The sequence below is a fragment of the Caulobacter sp. RHG1 genome, assembly GCF_013181195.1.
In the GTDB taxonomy this organism is placed as follows: Bacteria; Pseudomonadota; Alphaproteobacteria; order Caulobacterales; family Caulobacteraceae; genus Caulobacter.
This window is the reverse complement of the sequence record NZ_SMZP01000003.1, coordinates 68,787-93,308: the sequence shown is the minus strand read 5'-3', so window position 1 is coordinate 93,308 and position 24,522 is coordinate 68,787. Positions and strand designations below refer to the sequence as shown.

Below are 24,522 nucleotides of genomic sequence, written 5' to 3'. Positions count from 1 at the left end.
CGGCCTGGGTCTTTTGCCGCGCTCTTCGCCCCACTACACTCAGCGCCATGGCCGATCACGACGACCTTTCCGATTCCGCGCCGCCGTGGGACGAAGCGCCCGCTGAGCGCGACGAGAACACCGTCGACATCTTCGGCGGCGCGCCCGCGGCGACGCCGGTCGCCGCCGCGGAAGAGGGGCGCCCGGTCGTTCAGGATCCGCCGCCCGAAACCGGCGACGCCTATACCGTGCTGGCGCGGAAATATCGCCCGCGCACCTTCGAGGACCTGATCGGCCAGGAGGCCATGGTCCGCACGCTGGCCAACGCCTTCTCCACGGGCCGTATCGCCCACGCCTTCATGCTCACCGGCGTCCGTGGGGTCGGCAAGACCACGACCGCCCGCCTGCTGGCCCGGGCGCTCAACTACGAGACCGACACCGTCAAGGGGCCCTCGGTCGACCTGACCACCGAAGGCTACCACTGCCGCGCCATCATCGAGGGCCGGCACATGGACGTGCTGGAGCTCGACGCCGCCAGCCGCACCAAGGTCGACGAGATGCGCGAGCTGCTGGACGGGGTGCGCTACGCCCCGGTCGAGGCGCGCTACAAGGTCTACATCATCGACGAAGTGCACATGCTGTCGACGGCGGCGTTCAACGCGCTGCTGAAAACGCTGGAAGAGCCGCCGCCGCACGCCAAGTTCATCTTCGCCACCACCGAGATCCGCAAGGTGCCGGTGACGATCCTGTCACGCACCCAGCGCTTCGACCTGCGCCGGGTCGAGCCGGACGTTCTGGTCAAGCACTTCGACAAGATCTCGGCCAAGGAAGGCGCGCGGATCGAGATGGACGCGCTGTCCCTGATCGCCCGCGCGGCCGAGGGTTCGGTGCGCGACGGCCTCTCGCTGCTGGACCAGGCCATCGTCCAGACCGACCGCGGCGCGACGGTCACCGCCAGCGTCGTCCGCGACATGCTGGGCCTGGCCGATCGCGGCCAGACCATCGCGCTCTTTGAAAACGTCATGGCCGGCAAGACCAAGGACGCGCTGGAGGGCTTCCGCGCGCTGTGGGGCTTCGGCGCCGACCCGGCCGTGGTCATGCTGGACGTGCTGGACCATTGCCACGGCTCGGCGGTGTCCAAGGCGCTCGGCCCCGACGCTCTGTCGATGCCCAAGGAGCAGGCCGCGCGCCTGGCCGCGATCGGGGCGCACACCTCGGCCGGCACGCTGTCGCGGCTCTGGCAGATGCTGTTGAAGGCTCACGAGGAAGTGCGCCGCGCGCCCGACGCCATGGCTGCGGCCGAGATGGCCCTGATCCGACTGTGCTATGCCGCCGACCTGCCCGGTCCGGAGGAGGCCCTGAAGGCCCTGCGCGACGGCGCGCCCATCGGTGGCGGCAGTCCCGGCGGCGGCGTTGCGATCGGTGGGGGCGGAGGCGGCGGCGCCGTCTCGGCCCACGCGCCGATGACCATGGCCGCGCCGGCGGCCCCGGCCATGCCGGTGGTGGCCTCGTTCGACGACGTCATGGCCCTGATCGCCGCCAAGCGCGACATCGGTCTGCGCCTGGACGCCGAGCAATATATCCGTCCGATCAGCTTCCGCCCTGGGGCCATCACTTTCGAGGCCGCGCCCGGCGCGCCTGGCAATCTGGCCGGCCGTCTGGTCCGCTTCCTGAAGGAGGCCACCGGCCAGCCCTGGCTGGTCGCGGCCGAGGGCGGCGGCGGGGCCGAGAGCCTGATGGAGCGCCAGAAGCGCGAGGACCGCGAGGCGCTGGAGGAGATCAAGAAGGATCCCTTCGTATCCTCGGTGCTGTCGACCTTCCCGGGCGCCGAGATCGTCGAGATCCGCAAGCTGCTCACCCCCGAGACGCCTCCGCTGGAGCCGGACGAGGAAGAGGGCTGATCGGCCCGCTGTTTTGAGACTTTGGAGTACCTGACATGAAAGACATCGGCGGTCTGATGAAGCAGGCTCAGGCCATGCAACAGAAGCTGCAGGACGCTCAGGCGCGCCTGGCCGAAAGCACCGTCGAGGGGACCTCGGGCGGCGGCATGGTCACCGTCACGCTCAAGGGCACGGGCGAACTGGCCAAGGTCGTGCTGGACGAGAGCCTGATCGAGCCGGGCGAGGGCGAGGTCATCGCCGACCTGATCGTCGCCGCCCACGCCGACGCCAAGAAGAAGCTGGACGCCAAGCAGGCCCAGATGATGCAGGACGCCGCCGGTCCGATGGCGGGCCTGATGGGCGGCATGCCCGGGATGAAGTTCTAGAGACCCCGCCCTTTCCGGTGGAAAGGGATCAAGGAAAAGAATGGCCGCTTCCGCCGGACCTGAAATCGAGCGCCTGATCGCCCTGCTGTCCAAGCTGCCGGGGCTGGGACCGCGTTCGGGCCGGCGGGCGGCGCTGGCCCTGCTGAAGAAGCGCGACACGCTGCTGGCGCCCTTGGCCCTGGCCATGGCCGAGGCCCAGGCGAAGGTCCGCACCTGCTCGACCTGCGGCTCGCTCGACGTCACCGACCCTTGCGCCGTCTGCGCCGACGCCACGCGCGACGTGCGCCTGCTGTGCGTGGTCGAGGAGGTCGGCTCGGTCTGGGCCATGGAGCGCGGCGGCTCGTTCAAGGGCCGCTACCACGTGCTGGGCGGTCTGCTGTCGGCGCTGGACGGCGTGGGGCCCGAGAACCTTCGCATCGGCGAGCTGGTCGCCCGGGTGGCGGACGGCGAAGTGGCCGAGGTGATCCTGGCCCTGCCGGCCACCGTAGACGGCCAGACGACCGCCCACTACATCGCCGACCGCCTGGCCCGCACCAACGTCCCGGTGACCATGCTGGCCCGCGGCGTCCCCGTCGGCGGCGATCTCGACTGGCTCGACGACGGCACCATCGCCCAGGCCCTGCGCGCCCGGCGGCCGGCCTAGCTGATTTTTCGGAAAACGACGGTTTTCCGCCTGACCGATCGGCCAAGCCATGGCAGCTTCGCACAGTCGCGCTTGGCGATGGTCGCCGCGCGTTGAAGGGACTTGAGTTCCATGAGCACGTCCGAAGACAAGGCTCCCGAGGCCGAGATCGAAGCGCCGCACGTCGCCAAGGTGGGCGTCGTCGACAAGGGTCATAACGTCACCGGTTTCGCCGGCGAGCCGATCAACGGCATGATCGCCGACCTCGCGGACGGCGACGACTGATCCGGACGCAGCGGCCGGGCGGATGCGCTCGGCCGCCTTTCGCCGGGAAGCGATTCCGGCTAGGAACGGAGCATGAACTTCTCCGATCCTTTTCTGATCCTAGCCATCGTCTTCGCCCTGGCCGCGCTGGCCTGCGCCCTTTGGGCGGTTTCTGCTCAGAGGCGGGCCGCCAAGGCTGAAGCCCAAGCCTGGATGCTGAACGAGAAGGTCGTTCAGGCCGAGGAGCGCCATCGCCTGCTGGAAGACCAGAGCGCCACCCAGATCGAGCTGATCAAGGCCCAGGCCGCCCAAAGCGCCAACGCCATCGCCGAGCAGCTGATCAAGCGCGCCGACGAGAACGCCAAGAGCCGGGACAACCTGGCCCAGGCGCGCCTCGAGGCCCAACTGAAGCCGGTGGCCGAGACCCTGGCCAAGTTCGAGGCCCAGGTCACCGCCGTCGAGAAGGCCCGCGCGGAAGAGACCGGCGGCCTCAAGGCCCAGATCGCCGCTCTGATGGAGGCCTCGACCGCGACCCAGGCCGAAGCTCGCAAGCTGTCGGCCGCCCTGCGGCGCGGGGCCGGCGTGCAAGGCCGTTGGGGCGAGCAGACGCTCCGCAACGTGCTGGAAGCGGCTGGTCTCAACAGCCGCTTCGATTTCCAGGAGCAGTTCAGCGTCGACACCGAGGAGGGCCGCCGTCGGCCCGACGTCAAGGTCACCCTGCCGGGCGGCGGGGTGTTCGTGATCGACGCCAAGTGCTCGCTGAACGCCTTCCTCGAAGCCCAGGAAGCGACCGACGACGCGTTGCGCGAGGCCGCCATGGTCCGCCACGCCGCCAGCGTGCGCAGCCACATGCAGGGGCTGTCGTCGAAGGCCTATTGGGATCAGTTCTCGAGCGTCGGCTCGCCCGACTTCGTGGCCATGTTCGTGCCCGGCGACGGCTTCCTGGCTGCGGCGCTGGACCGCCTACCCGACCTGATGGCCGAGGCGATGGAGCGCAAGGTGGTGCTGGTCACGCCCACGACCCTGTTCGCGCTATGTAAGGCGGTCGCCTACGGCTGGCGGGCCGAGGACCAGGCCAAGAACGCCGCGCGCATCGTCGAGGTCGGCCGTGAACTCTACAAGCGCGTCTCGGTGATGGGCGCCCACGCCGGGGCCATGGGCAAGGCGCTGGAGAGCGCGGTGGGCAAGTACAACCAGTTCGTCGGCTCGCTGGAGAGTCAGGTCCTGACCCAGGCGCGCCGCTTCGAGGAGCTGTCGGTCGACCATGAGGGCAAGAAGATCGACGAGCCGGCGGCCATCGATCAGGGCGTTCGGCCCCTAACGAAACTGGGCTCCAAGCTGGCGGGTCAAGCCGAGGCGGGACAATCTCCCACCTTGACGCTCGGAAATGACCCCACTACCTGAGTGGGATCATGGCTATCCGTCGCATCCTCACCGTCGATAACGCCGCCGACCTGGCGACGCTGAAGAAGATCTCCACGCCGGTGGAGGCCGTCACCGACGACCTGCGCGCGCTGATGGATGACATGCTGGAGACCATGTACGACGCCCCGGGCATCGGCCTGGCCGCCGTGCAGATCGGCGAGCCGGTGCGCGTGATCACCATGGACCTGGCCCGCGAGGGCGAGGAGCCGGCCCCGCGCTACTTCGTCAATCCCGAGATCCTGTCGAGCTCGGAAGACGTGCTCGGCTACGAGGAAGGCTGCCTGTCGGTGCCGGAATATTTCGACGAGGTCGAGCGCCCGTCGAAGGTCACCCTGCGCTACATGAACTACCAGGGCGAGACCGTCGTCGAGGAGGCCGAGGGCCTGTTTGCCGTGTGCATCCAGCACGAGATGGACCACCTGGAAGGCGTGCTGTTCATCGACCACCTCTCGCGCCTGCGCCGCGACCGCGCCATGGCCAAGGTGAAGAAGGCCCGCCGCGCGGCTTAAGACTCTTTCGGGATCAGCCCCACCCTATCCGCTCATCCCCGCGAAATACCAAGCCAATCATAAGGCTATGATTTTTAAGGGAAAAATTACCTGAAAATCGGCTGCGCAGGAACTGTGTAGGATATTTTCTCCTGCACAGGCCTTTTCGGTCCCGAGAGCCACATAGATTTCTACCAGAGTCGCGCTCGTTCTGCATTGGCGCACGTAAAGTTATCCACCTGCTTAGGTCACCCTCGTTGGCGGCCTGAGCAGGGCCTAGCCTCCTGCGAAAACGTGGACTTCGTTATGCGCGGTCTCGACGGTGAACACGTCGCCGCTCACCCTCGGCAAGATTCACGAGGTGACGCCAATCGGCGCATCGAACTCGATGCTTCAAATCCGATCCGGCTGGAGAGGATTGGTCAGTGCTTCTTTCCGCGCGGCCTTTGCCGAGAGGCGGCGGCCTTCGCGGCCCCGGCGGCGGCGTCGCCGCCATTGGGATCATCGGCGGGGTTCCAGGTGCTCATGCCCTGCAACACCCGGTCCGCATACTTGATGGTGTTCACGTGGCCGTAGTGGTCCTCGATCATCTTGACCGACGTCCCCATCTGCTCGGCCAGGAAATAGACGTCCACGCCTTCGCTCAAGCGGAACGTCGCGTAGGTGTGGCGGAAGCAATAGGTGGAACGAGGCAGGCCGCTCGCGCCATTGCGGAGCTTGGCCTCGGTCAGGAGATCTTCGATCAGGGCTTGATAGAGGGACTTCGCCGGGTTGCCGTCGATGGTGGTGAAGACACGATCGTCGGCCCCGGTCGCCGCCGAAATCTCCCGGATGCGGTCGAGATAGTCGCCAACGCTTTTCGGGGCGACAAGCTGGCGGGACTTGCCTTTGCCCTGGACGAACAAGACGACGATCTCGCGGCCGTCCTTGTCCGTCGCCGGCATGATGTCTCGCCAGCGTAGGTTTTTCGCCTCGCTCGGGCGCATGCCCGTGTTGCACATGATCAGGACGAAGTTGTAGGCGACGGTCCGATACCAGCGGCTGGTCTCGCGCGTGGCGGCCTTCACCCATTTGTCGCGGGCGAAGGTGTGCAGGGCTCGGTACTCCTCGCGCGTGAACTCGTCGCGGCGCATGATCTTGAGCTTGGGCCGCTCTTCGAAGCGCTGGGTCATCGGCGCGTAGCGCTTCTTGATCGCGTGACCCATCACAGCGCCGAAGATCGACATCTCGAACCGGATGGTGCTGTCGCTGACGAAGGACACCATGCGCTTTTCACCAGCATCCGCCCGGAGCTGGCGCGGCTTGGTCCGCAGGCCGCGCGTGGCCATGGACTTGTCGCGCATGGCCGCCTCTTGGACGGCCAGCTTCTTCGACAATTCCTCTGACACTTCGCGCGCACCGTTGCGAGCGTTGCGGCCTTCGCCGTTCTCGCGCCGCCAAGTCGGGTAGCCGTCCCAGCTTTCTTGTCCGACGAGGTGGACTTGGGTTGAGCCGATATAGGCTTCGAGGGCTCCGCCGATGACGGATTTGAGCTTCTTGACTCGGTCCGCGCTGATCTCGTGCCGCTTGGCCCGCTCCTCCTGCACGGCGATGTATTCCTGCGCCACGTCCCGGAACGGACGGTTGAACACCGGCACATCGTGCTTGAGGCGGAAGCGCACGTCGGCGTCCCGGTCGAACGCCTGATCGCGCGCGACGTTTATGTCTGCCGTCTTTAGGGAATAGGTTTTGTAGCGGTCTGCCTTCGGCAGCTTCACGCGGCAGTACCAGTTGCGATGCTGGACGTCGCTGCGCCGGAAAATGATCAGACCCGGCTTCAGCTCCTGCTTGTCTATGACGAATGCCATGCGTGCCCCCTCGCGTTGTGCAGGTTCTGTGCAGGGGGCGGCGCTAAGTCCTTGATTTGCCGTACCTGTGCAGAGCCTGTGAAGGACAGTATAGCAAAGATAGTTGAATTTTTACAGATATTTAGTTATAAGCTCTCATCCCCGCGAAAGCGGGGAGCCAAGCCGAGTCGGAGGATACTCGCAGACCGCCCAGAAACCTCAACGCCAGCTTGGGTCCCCGCTTTCGCGGGGATGAGCGATGGTGGGAGTAAGCGTAGATGATCAGCATCCTGGCCGCTCTGGCTCTGAGCACCGCCCCCTACACGGTCGCTCCGAACCTGTTCCAGCCCGCCCAGCCGGACCTGGGCCTGACCGCCGCGCCCGGAACCGAGACCTTCACCGTCTTCGCGCCGACGGAGGTGACTGACCGCTTCAGCAACGGCGTCGTGCTGATCGGCTTCAAGGGCAAGCTCTACGCCTAATGGCAGAGCTCGGCTCGCGACGAGGATTCCGCCGACACCTGGGTCGCCTACAGCGTCAGCGCGGACGGCAGGACCTGGAGCCCGCCGCGCAAGCTGGCTCCGGCCGGCGAGAACGGCCTGATGCGCTCGAGCGGCGGTTGGCACACCGACGGCAAGACCCTGATCGCCTACGCCAATGTCTGGCCCGAGGGCTTCCAGTCCGGGGCCGGTGGCTACACGGAATATCGGACAAGCGCAGATGGCCAGACCTGGAGCGCGCCCCAGCGCGTGACGGGCGCGGACGGCAAGCCGGTCGAGGGCGTGATCGAGCAGGATCCGCACGTGATCGATGGCCGCGTGCTGACCGCCTTCCACCTGCGCCCGGGCATGATCGCCAAGCCGTTCTTCACCGACGATCCGCTGGGCGTGACAGGCTGGACGCAAGGGCGGATGGAGAACCTGCCGCGCGATACGTCGAGCGCGGCCGCCGCCCACGAGAAGAAGCTCAGCCGCGAGATCGAACCCAGCCTGTTTCGCCGCGTCGACGGCTGCATCGTCATGGTGTTCCGCGACGAGGAACTGAGCTTCCGCCAGTTGGCCTCGGAAAGCTGCGATCGCGGCGCGACCTGGACGACCCCGGCCCTGACCGCCATGCCCGACGCCCGCGCCAAGCAGAGCGCCGGCAACCTGCCCGGCGGCGGCGTCTATCTGGTCAACGCCCCCAACGCCGACCGTCCGCGCATCCCGCTGGCCGTGACCACAAGCCCCGACGGCCGGGTCTTCGACCGCAGTTGGCGGCTGCGCGGGAAGGGCGACCTGCAGCCCCTGCGCTTCGAAGGCCAGTACAAGCGTCCCGGCTATCACTATCCCAAGAGCGTGGTGTGGAACGGCTACCTCTATGTCGGCTACGCGGCCAACAAGGAGGACGTCCAGGTGACGCGCGTGCCGCTGAAGGCGCTGCGCTAGCGTTTGCGCCCTTCCGGGGCGTCGTAGGGCGCGCCGTCGCGATGGCGGTAGAGGCTTTCACCGTCGTGCAGCACCAGGTCGATGTCGGGATAGTCGCAGCCGTCCTCGGCCGGCCGTCGTGCGCCGATCTCCAGCAGCAGGACGTCGCGGTCCGAGCGGTTCTGAAAGTGATGGCCGTTTTCTACCCCGGCCTTGAAGCCCGCGCACTCGCCGGCCCGCAGCACCGTCTCGCCGTGGTTATCGACCAGCACCACTTCGCCCTCGACCACCCAGGTGAACTCGTCCTCCGCCGTGTGCCAGTGGCGCTGGCTGGACCACTGGCCGGGCGGCAGGCGCAGCAGGTTGACCCCGAACTGGTCGAGGCCGACCGCATCGCCCAGCTTGGTGCGGTGGCGGAGAAGGCACGGCTGGTTGAACGGCGCGGGATAGGCCGTGCCGATCCGCGTCGGCGCCGAGGCGATATCGATCTTGGGCATGGTCGACCTTGGAACAGGCTTGCCGGGTTTGCGTCGCGCCGGAGGGAAGCCTAAAGCCTGCACCATGACCAGCCCCACGCCCGTTTCCGTCAGCATCGACGCTGCCAGTATCGACCCGGTAAGCCTCGCCCAAGCCCTGATCCGTCGGCCCTCCGTGACACCGGCCGATGAAGGCGCGATGGATACGCTGCAACGCCAGCTGGAGGCGCTTGGCTTCAACTGTCGCCGGATGAAGTTCGGCGAGATCGAGAACCTCTACGCCCGACGCGGGACGGCGCGACCGAACCTCTGCTTTGCGGGCCACACCGACGTGGTGCCGGTCGGCGACGACGCGGCCTGGACCGCTGGCCCGTTCGAGGCCGAGATCAAGGACGGGGTGCTGTACGGCCGCGGCGCGGTCGACATGAAGTCGGCCATCGCCGCCTTCGTCGCCGCCGTGTCGAAGATCCCCGAGCATGCTGGCTCGATCAGCTTCCTGATCACCGGCGACGAGGAGGGCGTGGCCGAGGACGGCACCGTCAAGGTCGTCGAGGCCCTGGCCGCCGAGGGCGAGATCATCGACCACTGCATCGTCGGCGAGCCGACCAGCGCGGGCGTGCTGGGCGACATGGTCAAGATCGGCCGGCGCGGCAGCATCAACGCCTGGATCACGGTCGAGGGCCGCCAGGGTCACGTGGCCTATCCGCACCGGGCGGCCAATCCGATCCCGGTGCTGGTCGACATCCTCTCGCGCCTTCAAAGTCGCGTGCTGGACGATGGCTATACCGGCTTCCAGCCGTCGAACCTGGAGGTGACCACGGTCGACGTCGGCAACACCGCCACCAACGTTATCCCCGCCACCGCCAAGGCTCGGGTCAACATCCGCTTCAACCCCGGCCACACGGGCGCACAGCTGGCCGCCTGGTTCGAAGAGGTGTGTCGCGCCGCAGGTGAAGGCTTCGACGGCAAGGTCGAGGTGCTGAGCAAGATCAGCGGCGAGGCCTTCCTGACCCTGCCAGGCGACTTCACCGACGTGATCGTGGCCGCCGTGGGCGACGCCACCGGCCGCGTTCCGGAGCTGTCGACCACGGGCGGCACCAGCGACGCCCGTTTCATCCGCGCCCTGTGCCCGGTCGTCGAGTTCGGCCTGGTCGGCTCGACCATGCACCAGGTCGACGAGCGCGTGCCGGTCGAGGAAGTGCGCCAGCTGGCCGGCGCCTACGAGGCGCTGATCAACCGCTACTTCGCGGCCTTCGCCTAAGAGGAACGCTCGGCGATGAAGGAGCTTTCGATCGCCGAGGTGCTGGCCGAGGTCGCGGTGCTGGTGAAGCCGCACTTCGGCAAGGGTCGGACCGCCGACTACATCCCGTCGCTGGCCTCGGTGCCGGGGACCAAGTTCGGCATGGCCGTGCGCACGGTGGCCGGCGAGGAGCACGTGATCGGCGACGCCGACGAGGGCTTTTCGGTCCAGAGCATCACCAAGGTCTTTGCGCTGGGCCTGGCCTTGAACCGCATCGGCGACGAGGTCTGGACGCGGGTGGGCAAGGAGCCCTCGGGCACGCCGTTCAACCACCTGTCGCTGCTGGAAGCCGAGAAGGGCGTGCCGCGCAATCCGTTCATCAATGCCGGGGCTCTGGCGATCACCGACGTGCTGCTGGACGTCAGCCCAGACCCGGCTGGGCTTGTGCGTGACTTTGCCGGCTTCCTGGCCGACGAGCCGGTCGAAATCGATGCGACGGTGGCGGCTTCGGAACTGGCCAATGCCTGGCAGAATCGCGCCATCGCCAGCCTGATGCGAGGGCAGGGCACCATCACCCACGAACCCGAGGCCGTGGTCGCCGCTTATTGTCGGCAATGCGCCCTGACCATGAGCTGCCGCCAACTGGCCCGGGCCTTCCTGCCGCTGGCGGCCGGCGGCTTCTCGCCCGTCGCCCAGGAGACGATCTTCCACGAGCGTCTGACGCGGAGACTGAACGCCCTGCTGCTGACCTGCGGGATCTATGACAGCGTCGGCAACTTCGCCTACCGCGTCGGCCTGCCGTCCAAGAGCGGCGTCGGCGGCGGCATCGTCGCGGTGATCCCCGGCAAGGCGACGGTGGCCGTGTGGTCGCCGGAGCTGGACCGGTTCGGCACCAGCGTGGTCGGCACGGCGGCGCTGGAGGCGTTCAGCCAGATCACCAATTGCTCGGTGCTTTAGGCGCGGTCACTCGCCCCCACCTGACCTGCTTCGCAGGTCGTCCGCTCCCGGTAGGGGGCAGACGGTGCGCAGTCACCCGTCTTCCCCCTTCGGGGGAGGAGCGCGCAGCGCGGAGGGGGCAAGTCAGTCCCCGTACCCCACGCCCACAAGATAAAGCCCATCCGCCGGCCCGACAGGACCGCAGGCCCGTCGATCCTTGGCCTCCAGCGCGGCCTTCACGTCGTCCGGCGTCCAGCGCCCCGCGCCGACCTCGACCAGCGTCCCCGTCATCGACCGCACCTGCCGGTGCAGAAACGATCGCGCCTCGAAGTCCAGGTGGATCTCTTCCCCCACACGCCGCACGCGGGCGGCGTCCAGGGTCTTGATCGGGCTCTTGGCCTGGCAGTGCATGTCGCGGAAGGTGGTGAAGTCGTGCAGGCCCACCAGATGCTGGGCGGCGGCGTGCATGGCGTCGGCGTCGAGATCCTTCTTCACGTGCCAGACCTTGCCCTTGTCCAGGGCCGGCGGGGCGCGGCGGTTGAGGATGCGGTAGAGATAGCGCCGCTCATTGGCCGAGAAGCGGGCGTGCCAGTCGCCTTCGGCGACCTCGGCCGACAGGATCGACACCGCTTCGCGCATCAGGTGGGCGTTGAGGGCGTTCAGCACCGTCTGGGCCGGCCAGTCGCGCTCGAGGTCGACATGCACGACCTGGCCGGTGGCGTGCACGCCGGTGTCGGTGCGGCCGGCGGCGGCGATGCGCACGTCCTGGCCGCTGAAGGCCTTCACCGCCGTCTCGATCGCGCCCTGCACCGACGGCAGCACGGCCTGAGCCTGGAAGCCGTTGTAGGGCCGGCCGTCATACTCGACGAGGAGGCGGTAGCGGGGCATCAGGCCAGGGTCGTTCCGGCGGGGACCGGGAAGCCGCGCGTGAAGGTCTCGGCGTCCTGGACGCCCTTGCCCTCGCGCTGGGCCTTGAGCAGGCGCACCGAGCCTTCCCCGCAGGCGATCAGCAGGCTGTCGTCGAGCGCCGTCCCGGGCGCGCCTGAAGCCGCTTCGACGCGCGACAGCAGGGCCTTCACGCGGACGGGGCCTTTTTCCGACGGCGCTTCGAACCAGGCGCCGGGGAAAGGCGACAGGCCGCGGATGTGGCGGTCGATCTCGGCGGCGGGACGGTTCCAGTCGATGCGGGCCTCGGCCGACTTGATCTTCTTGGCGTAGGTCACGCCCTCCAAGGCCTGCGGCGTCTCGCGGGCGCCGCCGCGTTCGATGGCGGCCAGGGCCACGGGCAGGATGCGGGCGCCCGTGGCGGCCAGCTTGTCGTGCAGGGTGGCGACCGTGTCGTCGTCGGCGATGACCACCTGTTCGGACATCAGGATCGCGCCCTCGTCCAGCCCTTCGCTCATCCGCATGACCTGGACGCCGGTCACCGGGTCGCCGGCCATGATGGCCCGCTGGATCGGGGCCGCGCCGCGCCAGCGAGGCAGCAGCGAGGCGTGCAGGTTGAAGCAGCCGTACTGCGGGGCGTCGAGCACGGCCTTGACCAGGATCTGCCCGAAGGCGACCACGACGGCGGCGTCCAGGTCCAGCGCCTGGAAGGCCTCGATTTCCTCGGGCGTCTTCATCGAGACCGGCGTGCGGACCGGCAGGCCCAGGCCCTCGGCGAAGGCGTGGACCGGCGAGGGCTTCAGGTCCTGGCCGCGCCCGCGCGGGGCCGGCGGCTGGGAATAGACGGCGACGATCTCGTGGCCCGAGGCGACCAGTTCGGCCAGGCAGGTGACGGCGAAATCGGGCGTGCCGAGGAAAGCGATGCGCATGGCGGGGGTTTAGCCCCCTCGGGCCTCGGAGGAAAGGCGCGGGCGGAACCTGAGCCGTGGGGCTTCGTTAAGAACCCGACTCATCACGGAGCACGACCCATGCGTTCCATTCTCTTCATCGCCGGCTGCGCCGTGGCGCTCACTCTCGGCGCCTGCTCGCAGGAACATGCCGACAAGGTCAAGGACGGCGCCAAAGCCGCCGCCGCCGACGTCAAGGACGCGGCTCACAACATCGCCAACGATCCCGACGTCAAGGAAGCCGGCACGGCGATCAAGGAAGCCTCGCGCGAGACCGCCGCCGAGTTGAAGGCCGCGGCGGGTGACGCCACCGACAAGGCCCAGGAACTGGGCGCGAAGGCTGGCCAGGAAACCCGCGAAGCCGGCCGCGAGCTGAAGCAGGACGTCAAGGAAGGCGCCCAGGACACCAAGAAGCAGGTCCACGAGGCGACGCGGTAGCGTTCGCGTAGATCCTCCCCCGCATCGCGGGGGAGGATCTGCAGGACTTAGTCGCGCAGCAGGTCGTTGATGCTGGTCTTCGAGCGCGTCTGGGCGTCGACCGTCTTGACGATCACGGCGCAGTACAGGCCCGGGCCGCCGTTCGGGTCGGGCAGGTTGCCCGGGACCACGACGCTGTAGGGCGGGACCTTGCCGATGTGGATCTGGCCGGTCTTGCGATCGACGATCTTGGTCGAGGCGCTGATGAACACGCCCATCGACAGGACCGAGCCTTCACCCACCACCACGCCTTCGACGACTTCCGAGCGGGCGCCGATGAAGCAGTTGTCTTCGATGATGGTCGGGTTGGCCTGCAGGGGTTCCAGCACGCCGCCGATGCCGACGCCGCCCGACAGGTGGACGTTCTTGCCGATCTGGGCGCACGAGCCGACGGTCACCCACGTGTCGACCATGGTGCCTTCATCGACGAAGCCCCCGATGTTGACGAACGACGGCATCAGGATGACGTTCTTGCCGATGTGAGCGCCGCGGCGGACGATGGCGCCCGGAACCGCGCGGAAGCCGCCGGCCTCGAACTGCGGGGCGTCCCAGCCGTCGAACTTGTTGGCCACCTTGTCCCACCACGGACCGACGCCGCCGCCCAGCGTGCCGGCGCGCATGACGGTGTTGGGGTTGAGGCGGAACGACAGCAGCACGGCCTTCTTCAGCCACTGGTGGGTGACCCACTCGCCGTCGACCTTCTCCGAGACGCGGGCCTTGCCGCTGTCGAGCAGCAGCAGGGCTTCGTCGACGGCGGTGCGGACCGGACCGGTGGTGGCGGCCGAGACGTCGGCGCGGGCTTCCCAGGCGGCTTCGATCTCGGTCTGGAGGTCCGAAAGGCTGACGGTGGTCATGCGGGGCTTCCTTGCAGGCGGGCCGAGCTGAGGAACTCGGCGAGGTCGTTGGTGCGGAAATGGACGTGTTCAGAGGTCGAGTCCTTGGCGTACGGCCCGACCAGGATGGTGGTCATGCCCAGCCGCGCGGCGGGCACGAGGTTCTTCTCGCTGTCCTCGAAGAAGGCGCTCTTCGGCGGATCGATCGCATGCAGCTTGGTGATCTTGTCGAAGGTGCTCAGCGAGGGCTTGGGGATGTAATCCGCCGTCTCGATCGCGAAGATCTCCGAGAACAGATCGCGCAGCTCAAGGTGCGTCAGCACCCGTTCGGCGTGGCCGACCGAACCGTTGGTAAAGATCAGCCGCCGGCCGGGCAGGGCCGCGATCGCCGCGCGCAGCGCCGGATCGGGCGTCAGGCAGTCCATCGAGACGTCGTGCACCTCGTCCAGGAACACCTTGGGCTCCAGGCCGTGGTTGATCATCAACCCCGACAGGGTGGTGCCGTGCTCGGTGAAGTACTGGTGCTGCAGGGCCCGGGCCTCCTCGCGAGGAAGCCCGGTCATGCGCGCGACGAAGTCGGTCATCTTGACCTCGATGCGGCCCATGAACTGGGTTTCGATCGGGTAGACCGTGTTGTCGAGGTCGAACAGCCAGGTGTCGACGTGCGAGAGATCAGCCGACATCAGCGCGAGATCAGCGTGCCTGCGCCGTGTTCGCTGAACAGCTCGACCAGCATGGCGTGCGGGCGGCGGCCGTCCAGGATGACCACGGCTTCGACGCCGGCTTCGATGGCGTGGATGGCGTTTTCCAGCTTGGGGATCATGCCGCCGGTGGCGACACCGGTGGTGATCAGCTCGCGCGCCTGATCGACGGTCATCTCGCGGATCAGCTCGCCGTTGCCGTCGAGCACCCCCTTGATGTCGGTCAGCATCAGCATCCGCTTGGCCTTCAGCGCCCCCGCCAGGGCGCCGGCGACGGTGTCGGCGTTGATGTTGAAGGTCTCGCCCTCGGTGGAGACGCCGATCGGGGCGATCACCGGGATGTAGTCGGTCTCGGAGGTCAGGAGAGCCTGGATCAGGTGCGGGTCGACCTTGGTCGGCTCGCCCACGAAGCCCAGGTCGACGACCTCCTCGATCATGCTGTCCGGATCCTTGCGGGTCCGGGTCACCTTTTCGGCGGTGATCAGGCGAGCGTCCTTGCCCGACAGGCCCACGCCGCGCACGTCGGCCTCGGCGCCGGCCAAGGTGATCCAGTTGGCGATCTCCTTGTTGATCGCGCCCGACAGGACCATCTCGGCCACTTCCATGGTCGCTTCGTCCGTGACGCGCAGGCCGTCGATGAAGGTCGACTTGACGCCGGCCTTGTCGAGCATGCGGCTGATCTGCGGGCCGCCGCCGTGCACCACGACGGGATGGACGCCCAGCAGCTTCAGCAGCACGGCGTCGGCGGCGAAGACCTTGGCCACGTCTTCCTGGCCCATGGCGTGGCCGCCGTATTTGATCACGACCGTCTCGCGGTCGTAGATCTGGATGTAGGGCAGGGCTTCGGCCAGGGTCTTGGCGGTGGCCCAGCCGGCTTCCTCGGCGGCTTCGTTCAAGGCGGCGGTCCCTCAAGTGAACGGGAAGGGATAAATATCGGCGCCTCGATAGCGGACCCCGCCCCCCCTGTCATCACAAAGGGCAGGTCAGGCGGCGCGGTCGAACCGCCACTTCATCGCCAAGACCGCGCCGGACATCAACAGGCAGGCGGTGTTGGAGGCGATCACCGGCCAGGCCTTGATCATCAGACCGTAGCCGATCCAGCAGGCAAAGCCCGTGACGGTGACGATGTAGGTGCGCAGCGAGACGGACGAGGCGTCCTTCTCTTTCCAGATCTTGACGATCTGCGGGGCGAAGCTGGTGATCGACAGCAGGGCCGCGGCGGTTCCAACAAAGGCGGCGGCCGGGTGGATCGCCATCAGGCGCTCATGCGCTCTGCGGGATCGCGTCGATGAGGCCCCACAGCTCGGCATAGGCCGGGGCCAGGGTCAGGCCGATCGGAACGGGGCCGGGAACATGGCCTTCCTGGAGACAGAACGTCAGAAAGGACAGAGCGGTCTTCACGCCATGCTCGGAATAGGGCTTGCCGATCACGCCGCACGCGCCGGCGAAATCGTCGGGCAGACGCTTGACGTTGGCGGTCATGAACAGCGCCACCCCGCCGCAGTCGCGCGAAATCGTGCGGGCCACCTCGACGCCGGTGGGGCCGTCGCTGAGGTGGACGTCAACCAGGGCCAGATCGGGGTGCAGCCGTTCGGCGAGATCCACGGCTTCATCCGAACTCATCGCGCAGCCGAGCGAGTGGCAGCCCACCTCTTCAACCAAGTGTTCGAGCTCGATCGCCAGGAGCATCTCATCCTCGACGATCAGAACCTCGAGCCTACGCGAACGCCCTGCCAAAACCTCACATCACCTTTCAGTGCGTTGTATCCACGGGCAGCAGAACGACCACCCGGGTTCCTGGTTCCGCGTCGGTGGTCTCGACCTTCGCCTTCAATTGCTGGCACAGCAGCTGAACGATGGTGAGGCCGAAGCCCGACGCCGTGTTGTCTCTGTCCAATCCAACGCCGGTATCGGTGATTTCGATCCGGAAATCCCCGTTCAGGCGATTGACCCCGATAAAGATCCGGCCGCCGCGGCCCTCCGGGAAGCCGTGCCTCAGGGCGTTGGTCAGCAGTTCATTGACCACCAAGGCGAACGGCGCGGCCTTGGCGGCGGGGATGTCGACGCGTTCTAGATCCAGCTGAATCTCGATGTCGTCCCGCGCCGACGAGCCGACCAGATCGGCGACCATGTCGCGGATGAAGGCCGAGACGTCGAAGCGCTGCACGTCCTCGCTCTGGAACAGGCGGCGGTGGACGGTGGCGATGGCGTTGACCCGGCCCAGCATCCCCTTCAGCGAGGCCTTCAGGTTGGGATCGGATACGCGGCGGTTCTGCAGCAGCAGCAGGCTGGAGATGAGCTGCAGATTGTTCTTCACCCGGTGGTCCACCTCGTGGAGCAGGGCGGTCTTCTGTTCGAGGGCCTGGGTCAGCTCCCGCGTGCGGTCCTCGACCAGCTGTTCCAGTTCGTCCTGGCGGTCGCGGGCGCGCTTCGATTCCGAATAGTCGTCCATGCCTGCTCCCACCACCCCGTGTGCGCTCAACGTACCCGATCATGTCGGGTTCCCAACACAGCACGGTTTGGCGGTGTGGCGGGAGCTCGATTTGAGCTCCCGCCGCCCGATCGCCATAGACGATCCATGCGGACTTCCCGGAACGCATGAACCGCTCGGACGGCGCCAGAAGACGATCGATTACCGCGGGCGATAGATGCGGTCGAACACGCCGCCGTCGGTGAAGTGGTCAGCCTGGGCCTTCTTCCAGCCGCCGAAGGTGTCGTCGATGGTGACCAGGGTCAGCGGCTTGAACTTCGCGGCGTACTTGGCCGCCACCTGGGCGTTGCGTGGCCGGAAGTGGTGCTTGGCGATCAGGCCCTGGGCCAGGGGGCTGTAGAGGAAGTTCAGATAGCCCTCGGCGACCGTGCGGGTCTTGTGGCGGTCGACGTTTCTGTCGACCAGGGCGACCGGCGGCTCGGCCAGGATCGACAGCGACGGATAGACGATGTCGAACTTCCCCGGCAGCTCCTCCTGGGCCAGGAACGCTTCGTTCTCCCAGGCCAGCAGCACGTCGCCCAGGCCGCGCTGGGTGAAGCTGGTGGTGGCCCCGCGCGCGCCGGTGTCCAGCACGGGCACGTGCTCGAAGACGCTCTTCACATAGGCCTCGGCCTTGGCCGGATCGCCGCCCGGCTGTTTCAGGGCCCAAGCCCAAGCGGCCAGATAATTCCAGCGGGCTCCGCCCGAGGTCTTGGGATTGGGGGTGATGACCTGCACGCCGGGGCGGATCAGGTCCGGCCAGTCCTTGACCTTCTTCGGGTTGCCCTTGCGGACCAGGAACACGATCGTCGAAGTGTAGGGCGTCGAATTCTGCGGCAGGCGCGATTGCCAGTTGGCCGGCAGCAGGCGCGAGCGCAGGGCGATCTCGTCGATGTCGTAGGCCAGGGCCAGGGTGACGACGTCGGCCTGCAGGCCGTCGATCACCGAGCGGGCCTGCTTGCCCGAACCGCCGTGGCTTTGGTTGACCACCAGGGTCTGGCCGACCCGCTCCTTCCAGTACTTGGCGTAGGCGGCGTTGACGTCCTTGTAGAGCTCGCGTGTCGGGTCGTAGCTGACGTTCAGCAGGGTGACCGTCTTGGCTTGGGCTTGAGCGGTCCCGGCCAGACTCGTTGCGGCGATGGCTCCGGCGCCGGCCAGCAGGCCGCGGCGGGAGGGCTGTTGTGCGTCTTGCGTCATGGGAAGCTCTGCTTTCGGCCGCCAGAGGGTCATCAGGTTCTAGCCGGTTTGTAGATCTGGTCGAAGACGCCGCCGTCCGCGAAGTGCTTGGCCTGGGCCTTGGCCCAGCCGCCGAACGGGTCGTCGATCGTCACCAGGGCGAGGCTGGGGAACTTGGCCGCGTACTTCCTGGCCGCGGCCGGATCGCGGGGACGGTAGTGATGCTTGCCGATCAGGGTCTGGGCCAGGGGGCTGTACAGGAAGTTCAGGTAACCCTCGGCGACGGTGCGCGTTCCGCGCCGCGCGACCACCTTGTCGACGACCGCGACCGAGGGCTCGGCCAGGATCGAGATCGACGGATAGACGATCTGGAACGTGTCGGCCCCGAACTCCTCGCGCGCCAGATGGGCCTCGTTCTCCCAGGTCAGCAGCACGTCGCCGACGCCTCGCTGGGCGAAGGTGGTCATCGAGCCGCGCGCGCCGCTGTCCAGCACCGGGACCTGGGCATAGAGCCGCCGGACGAAGTCGCGGGCGCTGGCTTCCGAACCGCCGGGACGCTTCAGGGCATAGGCCCAGGCCGCCAGATAGGCCCAGCGAGGCGCGCCGCCGGTCTTGGGATTGGGGGTGATGATCGCCACGCCGGGCTTGATCAGGTCGCCCCAGTCCTTGATGCGCTTGGGATTGCCCTTGCGGACCAGGAACACGATCGTCGAGGTGTAGGGGGCGCTGTTGTGCGGCAAGCGCTTTTGCCAGTCGGGGGCGATCAGGCCGCGCTTGGCGATCTGGTCGATATCGTCGGCCAGGGCCAAGGTGACGACGTCGGCCTGCAGGCCATCGATCACCGAGCGGGCCTGCTTGCCCGAGCCGCCGTGGCTTTGGTTGATCGTCAGGGCCTGGCCGACGCGCGACGTCCAGTATTTGGCGTAGGCGGCGTTGACGTCCTTGTAGAGCTCGCGGGTCGGGTCATAGCTGACGTTCAGCAGCGTCAGGGGACGTGGCGCAGCGCTGGCGACGCCGCTGACAGCCGCCGTTGCGATCCCCGACGCGACGAGGCTGCGGCGGGACAGGGTCCGGGTCTTCAGGCTGGTCATCGATATCCCCATGGCGGCGCTAGGGAAGACAATTATTCCCAGCGGCGAAATCGAGATTTGAGACGGTCGGCCGTGAGTTTTTCTGCAGAGGGCCAGACAGCAAAACGGCGGCGCTCGTGAGAGGGCCGCCGCATCGCGTTCGTTAAGAGGGCTGGGCGTGCTTAGAACATCGCCCGGCCGGCGAAGCGCAGGTTGTAGCGCTTCTGCTTCTTGGTGGCTTCGACGCCGCCTTCGACAGCGAGGTACGACATCGGCGTGCCGGCCCGCAGGGCGAAGCCGGCGGTGACCGCGCCGTCCTTGTCGTTCAGCGCCGCCAGGTTGAACGGGTTGCCGCCCTTGAAGTTGGCGACGGTGTCGCCCATCGAGCCGGCCAGCGACTTGCGATAGCCGACGCGCACTTCCGGACGCCACCAGACGGCCTGACCGAAGTCGGCGCCCAGGACGACGCCCAGTTCGCCGCTGAGGTTGGTCGACTTGCGCTTGGCGACGACCAGGTCGAAGCCATCGCCGCCGCCGGCCTCGGTGCGCTTGCCTTCGCGCAGCATGATGTAGTCGAGGCGCGCTTCCGGACGGGCGAAGAAGCGGCCGAACTTCTGCTCGTAGGCCGTGCCGGCATAGGCGTTGGCCGACAGACCGTTCCAGCTGGCGTTGTTGCGCAGCACGAGGTCGGCGACGCCGTCGCCGTCGGAATCGGGGGCGATGAAGGCGCGGTCGCCATCGAAGAAGCCGTAGCCGACGCCGCCGCCGGCGTTGAAGCGCCAGCCGCCGACCGAACGACGCCAGTAGGCGCCGGCCTGTACGAACGAAGCGGTGGTCTGCTCGCCGACCTTGGCGACGTTGTCGTGCTCGTCCAGGCTCAGATAGGCCAGGGTCACGCCCAGCGCGCCGCCGGCGTCGCCCATGGCCTCATAGCCGGCCACGAAGCCGAAGGCCTCGGTGTCCGAGCCCAGGGTCTGGTCGGTGTCGCGGCGGGTCAGCGAATTGACTTCCAGAACCCAGATGCTGTCGGGGCCGTAGCGGTCGCCCGGGTCGGGACGCATCATGGTGGCGGCCGAGATCTGCTGATTGACCGACTGCAGGGCGGTGAACAGGCCCTGGCCCTGGTCGGGCAGCATCTGGTCGTAGAGATCGCGGAAGCCGTCGCGGGTGCTCTGGTTCAGGAAGGTCGATGCCAGGTTGGTATTCGTCCCCAGCGCGCCATAGACCGCGTCATAGGCCGAGGTTTCGGCCTGGTTGAAGCCGAGCTCGCCGGCCGTGCGGCGGCGCACGTCGATATAGACGTTGTTCGTGTCGGCGCGGGTCGTGGCGACGTACATGTAGGGCGACTGGGCAGTCAGGCCGTTGCCGAACGTGCCGACATTGATGTTCGAGCCCTGGATCACCGTGAAGCTGGTGGGCTGGGTGATCAGGTGGGCCAGGCGAATGCCCATCTCGGCGCCGCTGGCGATGTTGGTCGCGCCCGAGACCACCAGCTTGGTGTTCGTGCCGGCCGTCGGATCGGCGGAGAACAGCAGCTTGCTGGTCGAGCCCAGGCTCAGGCTGCTGATATTGATGGTGTCGCTGTTCAGGATGCCCAGGCTGCCGTTGGCGATGGCGATGTCCAGGCGGCCGTCGCCGCTGTTCAGCGTGCCCAGCGCCGCGGCGCCGCCGTCGATCGACAGGCGGTCCTGGCCGGCGCCGAACGACATGGCGCCCACCAGCGTGCCGCTCCACAGGTTCAGCGTGTCGTTGCCGCCGCCGAACATCACGTCGCCGATGGTGGTCGGGGAGGTCGTCGTCGTCGACGTGTCGGCGCTGGTGACCGTGTCGGTGCTGGGATAGGTGCTGGTCGAGGTGAACGCGGCCGGACCCGACTGGGTGTAGGTCACGCCCGAATTGTTGGCGCGCAGGTCCAGGGCGATCGCCTTGCCGGTCGCCGTGGCGGTGGTCGTGGGCAGCGTCCCGTCGCTCTTGTAGGCCGGGGCGGCCACCGCGGCGCGGATCGTGCCGGTATTGGTGATGGTCTTCAGCGTGCCGGCCTGGTCGAGCACGGCGACCGCGTCGCCGGTCTCGCCGGTGCGGGTGGCGGTGATCGCGCCGGCGTTGTTGAGGGCGGTGGTGGTCGAGCCGGCCCCCAGCACCACGCCGCGGGCGGTGGCCGTCACGCCCGAAGAGGCGAACGACGACGACGCCGAGGTGATGGCGCCGCGGTTGAGGAGGGTGGCGACATTGGCGCCGGCGTTCAGCTGCACGCCGGTGGTGTCGGCCTCGAACGCCGTCGCGCCGATCTGGCCGTCATTGCGAAGGCCGCCGACCAGGGTGGTGGTGGTTCCGCCGGTTCCTGCGCCGATCTGCACGCCGGTGGCGCTGACCTTGTTATAGACGCCGGCCGCGGTGATCGTGCCCTTGGCCACCAGGCCGTAGGCGTTGTCGCCCGCGCCGACGGCGCCCAGCGTGACGTTCTTGCTGTCCGAACCGATCAGCAGGGCGGGCGCGCCGCCGAAGACGCTGATGCTGGACGTGCCGGTCGTGCCCGACGTGGTCGTCGTCACGGTGGTGGTGCCGTCGGTATTGACCTTGGTCGAGTAGTTGGCGCCCTGCAGCAGCACGCCGCCGCCGACATCGCCCGCGACGCGCACGGCCGGGCCGCCCTGCAGCAGGTCGTCGGCGTCGAGCTTGTTCAGCGCGTCCAGAGTCGACGGGCGGGTGGTGTAGCGATAGCCGGTGGCGCTGGCCGTGCCTTGCAGCACCAGCGGGCCGCTGACATTGCCGTCAACTGCCTGGGCGACTGCGTTCGCGCCCTGGACGTTGACCGCGCCGCCCAGCGTCACGGCACCGGTGACCGGGCCGGCGACGCGCACGCCATAGGCGTTGTCGCCGACGACGCTGACCGTGCCGTGGTTGGCGATGTTGCCGACCACCGGGCCTTCCAGCAGCATGCCGGCCGAGTTGTTGCCTTCGATGCTGATCACCCCGCCCGAGGCGTTGGTGATGTCGCCGGTGAAGGTCCCGGCGTTGGTCAGGCGAATGCCGAAGCGGTTGGCGCCTTGGGCGAACGGACCGTCGAGGTCGCCGTCCGAGTCGCTGTCGGTCGGGGTGTAGTCCTCGAGCAGCGAGATGGTCGCCGAGTTGGTCACCGAGCCGGTCTTGCCGCCGATCACCAGCACGCCGACGCTGTCGTTGACGCCCGTCGTCGACAGGGTCCCCAGGTTGGTGACCTTGTTGTTGCTGTCCAGCGTGACGATCGCGCCCGCGGTGGTCGTCTTGATCGAGCCTTCCGCGGCGATGCGGACGTCGTCGGCCGCCGTGCCGGTGGCCGTGCTGGTGGCGATCGGCGTCGTACGTGCGGTGGTGACCGAGGTCTCCGCCGAGGCGGCCAGACCCAGGGCCAGAAGAGGAGCGGCCGCGACCGTCGCGACCAGGACCTTGCGCTGCATTACGAACGACACCTCGATAAAATCCGCGCACCTAATTCGGGTCACGATGCGGCGAAAATGCGGTGAGTCCCGCTCGCGACACGTACTAAGGCGCCAACCGTCTATCGCATGGCTTGGCGGGGCGCCATATCTGGTTCGTCGAATCGCTTCTGGCTTGAAACTGTGAGCCTCCCCATGCCGCTGGCGAACCCGCTTCACGACGGACAGCAAGGCCGCCGCCCGCGGGCGTTCTGGCCGCATATGATCGGACCCGGCGTGCTGCTGGGATTGGCGGTCACCGGCCAGGCCCAGCCTGTGCCGGCGATCCTGTCGGCGATCGCGGTCGGCGGCAGCGTCTATTGGCTGTCGCAGCGGACCCGGGCGACGGACGCCCGGCCCACGGCTGGCGCCGCCCTGACCCCGACGGCCGCGGCCGAGGAAGTTCCGCCGTTCGCCTCGATCCTGGATCGCCTGCCCGATCCGCTGATGGTCATCGCCGCCGAGGAGGCCGATGACCTGACCGGCCGCCGCTTCCTGTTCGCCAACGCCTCCGCCCGCGAACTCTTCAAGATTCAGCACCAGGGCGCGCTGCTGGTCACGGCAGTGCGCAATCCGCGTGTGCTGGAGGCCGTCGACGAGGCCTTGTTCGGCGGCGTGGAGGGCGTGGTCGAGTTCGAGACCGGCGGCGCGCAGGGCCGCGCCTGGCTGGCCCATGCCCGCCCCTTGAAGGAGACGACCGGCCGTTCGCGACTGGCGCTGCTGGCCCTGCGCGACGAGACCGACGCCCGCCGCAGCGAGCGCACCCGCGCCGACTTCCTGGCCAACGCCAGCCATGAGCTGCGCACGCCGCTGGCGTCGCTCTCGGGCTTTATCGAGACCCTGCGCGGCCACGCCAAGGACGATCCGGGCGCGCGCGACAAGTTCCTGGCCATCATGCTGGCCCAGGCCGAGCGGATGTCGCGGCTGATCGACGACCTGATGAGCCTGTCGCGCATCGAGCTGAACGAGCACATCGCGCCGCTGGGACGGGTGGATCTGGCCATGGCGGCCATCGACGTGATCGACGCCCTGGCCCCGCAGGCGCGCGAGAAGGTGGTGACCTTCGATCCCGTCCTGCCGCCGCGCGGCGGGGCGGTGGTCGACGGCGATCGCGACCAGATCATCCAGGTGATCCAGAACCTGATCGACAACGCCATCAAGTACACGCCCGAAGGCGGCGTGGTGCGGATCGAGATCTTTCCGGGCCTGGGCGCGGAGGCCGCGGCGGCGGCGCGCGACTCGTCGGCTTCGCGCCTGTCGCTGCTGACGCCCGACCACGACGCGGGCGAGCGCTATGCGGTGCTGCGGGTGACCGACCGCGGGCCGGGCCTGGCGCGCGAGCACCTGCCGCGCCTGACCGAGCGCTTCTATAGAGTCGAGGGCCAGAAGAGCGGCGAGCGCTCCGGCACCGGCCTGGGCCTAGCCATCGTCAAGCACATCATGAACCGCCACCGGGGCGGCATGACCGTGGAAAGCGTGCAGGGCGAAGGCGCGACCTTCGGCATCTATCTGCCGATGGCTAAGGGGGCGGTCGAGCGCGCCGCCCCGCCGTCGCCGGTGGCCGCGGAGTCCTGAGGGCC

23 protein-coding genes and 2 pseudogenes are annotated in these 24,522 nt (G+C 67.9%); 12 read left to right on the top strand and 13 right to left on the bottom strand.

What is annotated here, in order from left to right; translation table 11 throughout:
• Window positions 1-47 precede the first annotated feature (47 nt).
• The 6 genes from E1H18_RS08130 (at window position 48) to def (ending at window position 5,065) form a co-directional block, all read left to right on the top strand.
• Window positions 48-1,880: a DNA polymerase III subunit gamma/tau gene (locus E1H18_RS08130; protein WP_172265988.1), complete on the top strand. Its 1,833-nt coding sequence runs from the start codon at window positions 48-50 to the stop codon at window positions 1,878-1,880.
• A gap of 35 nt (window positions 1,881-1,915) precedes the next feature.
• The gene (locus E1H18_RS08125) at window positions 1,916-2,245 is read left to right on the top strand and encodes a YbaB/EbfC family nucleoid-associated protein (RefSeq protein WP_172265985.1); all 330 of its coding nucleotides are present in this window, start codon (window positions 1,916-1,918) and stop codon (window positions 2,243-2,245) included.
• Between the two features lie 40 nt (window positions 2,246-2,285).
• On the top strand, window positions 2,286-2,888 hold the full coding sequence (gene recR, locus E1H18_RS08120) for a recombination mediator RecR (protein ID WP_172265982.1): 603 nt from the start codon (window positions 2,286-2,288) through the stop codon (window positions 2,886-2,888).
• A 111-nt stretch (window positions 2,889-2,999) separates the two neighbouring features.
• Window positions 3,000-3,152 carry a hypothetical protein gene (locus E1H18_RS08115; RefSeq protein WP_172265979.1) on the top strand — a complete coding sequence of 51 codons (153 nt, stop codon included), beginning with the start codon at window positions 3,000-3,002 and terminating at the stop codon, window positions 3,150-3,152.
• 72 nt (window positions 3,153-3,224) lie between these two features.
• Window positions 3,225-4,535 carry a DNA recombination protein RmuC gene (gene rmuC / locus E1H18_RS08110; RefSeq protein ID WP_172265976.1) on the top strand — a complete coding sequence of 437 codons (1,311 nt, stop codon included), beginning with the start codon at window positions 3,225-3,227 and terminating at the stop codon, window positions 4,533-4,535.
• An 8-nt stretch (window positions 4,536-4,543) separates the two neighbouring features.
• Window positions 4,544-5,065: a peptide deformylase gene (gene def / locus E1H18_RS08105; RefSeq protein WP_172265973.1), complete on the top strand. Its 522-nt coding sequence runs from the start codon at window positions 4,544-4,546 to the stop codon at window positions 5,063-5,065.
• A 401-nt stretch (window positions 5,066-5,466) separates the two neighbouring features.
• On the opposite strand, the gene E1H18_RS08100 is transcribed toward def, so the two are convergent.
• Entirely contained in the window at window positions 5,467-6,891 is a 1,425-nt protein-coding gene (locus tag E1H18_RS08100; RefSeq protein ID WP_172265970.1) for a site-specific integrase, read from the bottom strand.
• A 257-nt stretch (window positions 6,892-7,148) separates the two neighbouring features.
• On the opposite strand from E1H18_RS08100, the gene E1H18_RS26485 reads away from it, so the two are divergent.
• Window positions 7,149-7,352 carry a hypothetical protein gene (locus E1H18_RS26485; RefSeq protein ID WP_206679047.1) on the top strand — a complete coding sequence of 68 codons (204 nt, stop codon included), beginning with the start codon at window positions 7,149-7,151 and terminating at the stop codon, window positions 7,350-7,352.
• 12 nt (window positions 7,353-7,364) lie between these two features.
• A pseudogene (locus E1H18_RS08095) lies at window positions 7,365-8,297 on the top strand (sialidase family protein); the annotation flags it as partial.
• Here the strand turns inward: E1H18_RS08095 and E1H18_RS08090 are convergent.
• Entirely contained in the window at window positions 8,294-8,773 is a 480-nt protein-coding gene (locus E1H18_RS08090) for a cupin domain-containing protein (RefSeq protein WP_172265968.1), read from the bottom strand. The pseudogene E1H18_RS08095 and the gene E1H18_RS08090 sit on opposite strands and share 4 nt — an antisense overlap.
• 64 nt (window positions 8,774-8,837) lie before the next feature.
• On the opposite strand from E1H18_RS08090, the gene dapE reads away from it, so the two are divergent.
• Both dapE and E1H18_RS08080 read left to right on the top strand, forming a co-directional pair.
• Complete coding sequence (gene dapE / locus E1H18_RS08085; RefSeq protein WP_172265966.1) at window positions 8,838-10,013, top strand: succinyl-diaminopimelate desuccinylase; 1,176 nt, start codon at window positions 8,838-8,840, stop codon at window positions 10,011-10,013.
• A gap of 15 nt (window positions 10,014-10,028) precedes the next feature.
• Window positions 10,029-10,949, top strand: coding sequence for a glutaminase (locus E1H18_RS08080; RefSeq protein ID WP_172265964.1), 921 nt, complete (start codon window positions 10,029-10,031; stop codon window positions 10,947-10,949).
• A 123-nt stretch (window positions 10,950-11,072) separates the two neighbouring features.
• Here E1H18_RS08080 and truA read toward each other — a convergent pair whose 3' ends face one another.
• Both truA and fmt read right to left on the bottom strand, forming a co-directional pair.
• On the bottom strand, window positions 11,073-11,816 hold the full coding sequence (gene truA, locus E1H18_RS08075; protein WP_172265962.1) for a tRNA pseudouridine(38-40) synthase TruA: 744 nt from the start codon (window positions 11,814-11,816) through the stop codon (window positions 11,073-11,075).
• Window positions 11,816-12,742, bottom strand: coding sequence for a methionyl-tRNA formyltransferase (gene fmt / locus E1H18_RS08070; RefSeq protein WP_172265960.1), 927 nt, complete (start codon window positions 12,740-12,742; stop codon window positions 11,816-11,818). Before fmt ends, truA begins: the two co-directional genes overlap by 1 nt.
• 99 nt (window positions 12,743-12,841) lie before the next feature.
• On the opposite strand from fmt, the gene E1H18_RS08065 reads away from it, so the two are divergent.
• Window positions 12,842-13,198 carry a cell surface protein gene (locus E1H18_RS08065; protein WP_172265958.1) on the top strand — a complete coding sequence of 119 codons (357 nt, stop codon included), beginning with the start codon at window positions 12,842-12,844 and terminating at the stop codon, window positions 13,196-13,198.
• Between the two features lie 47 nt (window positions 13,199-13,245).
• Here E1H18_RS08065 and dapD read toward each other — a convergent pair whose 3' ends face one another.
• From dapD to E1H18_RS08020, 9 genes and pseudogenes are all read right to left on the bottom strand, one after another.
• Window positions 13,246-14,091: a 2,3,4,5-tetrahydropyridine-2,6-dicarboxylate N-succinyltransferase gene (gene dapD, locus E1H18_RS08060; protein WP_172265956.1), complete on the bottom strand. Its 846-nt coding sequence runs from the start codon at window positions 14,089-14,091 to the stop codon at window positions 13,246-13,248.
• Window positions 14,088-14,753: a pyrimidine 5'-nucleotidase gene (locus tag E1H18_RS08055; RefSeq protein WP_172265954.1), complete on the bottom strand. Its 666-nt coding sequence runs from the start codon at window positions 14,751-14,753 to the stop codon at window positions 14,088-14,090. The genes dapD and E1H18_RS08055 overlap by 4 nt, the downstream gene beginning before the upstream one ends.
• Complete coding sequence (argB, locus tag E1H18_RS08050; RefSeq protein ID WP_172265951.1) at window positions 14,753-15,667, bottom strand: acetylglutamate kinase; 915 nt, start codon at window positions 15,665-15,667, stop codon at window positions 14,753-14,755. The genes E1H18_RS08055 and argB overlap by 1 nt, the downstream gene beginning before the upstream one ends.
• Before the next feature lie 87 nt (window positions 15,668-15,754).
• Complete coding sequence (locus tag E1H18_RS08045) at window positions 15,755-16,027, bottom strand: SemiSWEET family sugar transporter (protein ID WP_172265948.1); 273 nt, start codon at window positions 16,025-16,027, stop codon at window positions 15,755-15,757.
• Between the two features lie 7 nt (window positions 16,028-16,034).
• Window positions 16,035-16,508 carry a response regulator gene (locus tag E1H18_RS08040; protein ID WP_172265945.1) on the bottom strand — a complete coding sequence of 158 codons (474 nt, stop codon included), beginning with the start codon at window positions 16,506-16,508 and terminating at the stop codon, window positions 16,035-16,037.
• 16 nt (window positions 16,509-16,524) lie between these two features.
• Window positions 16,525-17,199 (bottom strand): annotated as a pseudogene (locus E1H18_RS08035) (sensor histidine kinase); the annotation flags it as partial.
• 204 nt (window positions 17,200-17,403) lie between these two features.
• Window positions 17,404-18,438, bottom strand: a complete 1,035-nt coding sequence (locus tag E1H18_RS08030; protein ID WP_172265942.1) for a sulfate ABC transporter substrate-binding protein — start codon at window positions 18,436-18,438, stop codon at window positions 17,404-17,406.
• Window positions 18,439-18,470: 32 nt separating this feature from the next.
• On the bottom strand, window positions 18,471-19,508 hold the full coding sequence (locus E1H18_RS08025) for a sulfate ABC transporter substrate-binding protein (protein ID WP_172265939.1): 1,038 nt from the start codon (window positions 19,506-19,508) through the stop codon (window positions 18,471-18,473).
• A gap of 161 nt (window positions 19,509-19,669) precedes the next feature.
• Entirely contained in the window at window positions 19,670-22,936 is a 3,267-nt protein-coding gene (locus tag E1H18_RS08020; RefSeq protein ID WP_172265936.1) for an autotransporter outer membrane beta-barrel domain-containing protein, read from the bottom strand.
• Window positions 22,937-23,098: 162 nt separating this feature from the next.
• On the opposite strand from E1H18_RS08020, the gene E1H18_RS08015 reads away from it, so the two are divergent.
• Window positions 23,099-24,517, top strand: a complete 1,419-nt coding sequence (locus tag E1H18_RS08015; protein ID WP_172265933.1) for an ATP-binding protein — start codon at window positions 23,099-23,101, stop codon at window positions 24,515-24,517.
• Window positions 24,518-24,522 lie beyond the last annotated feature (5 nt).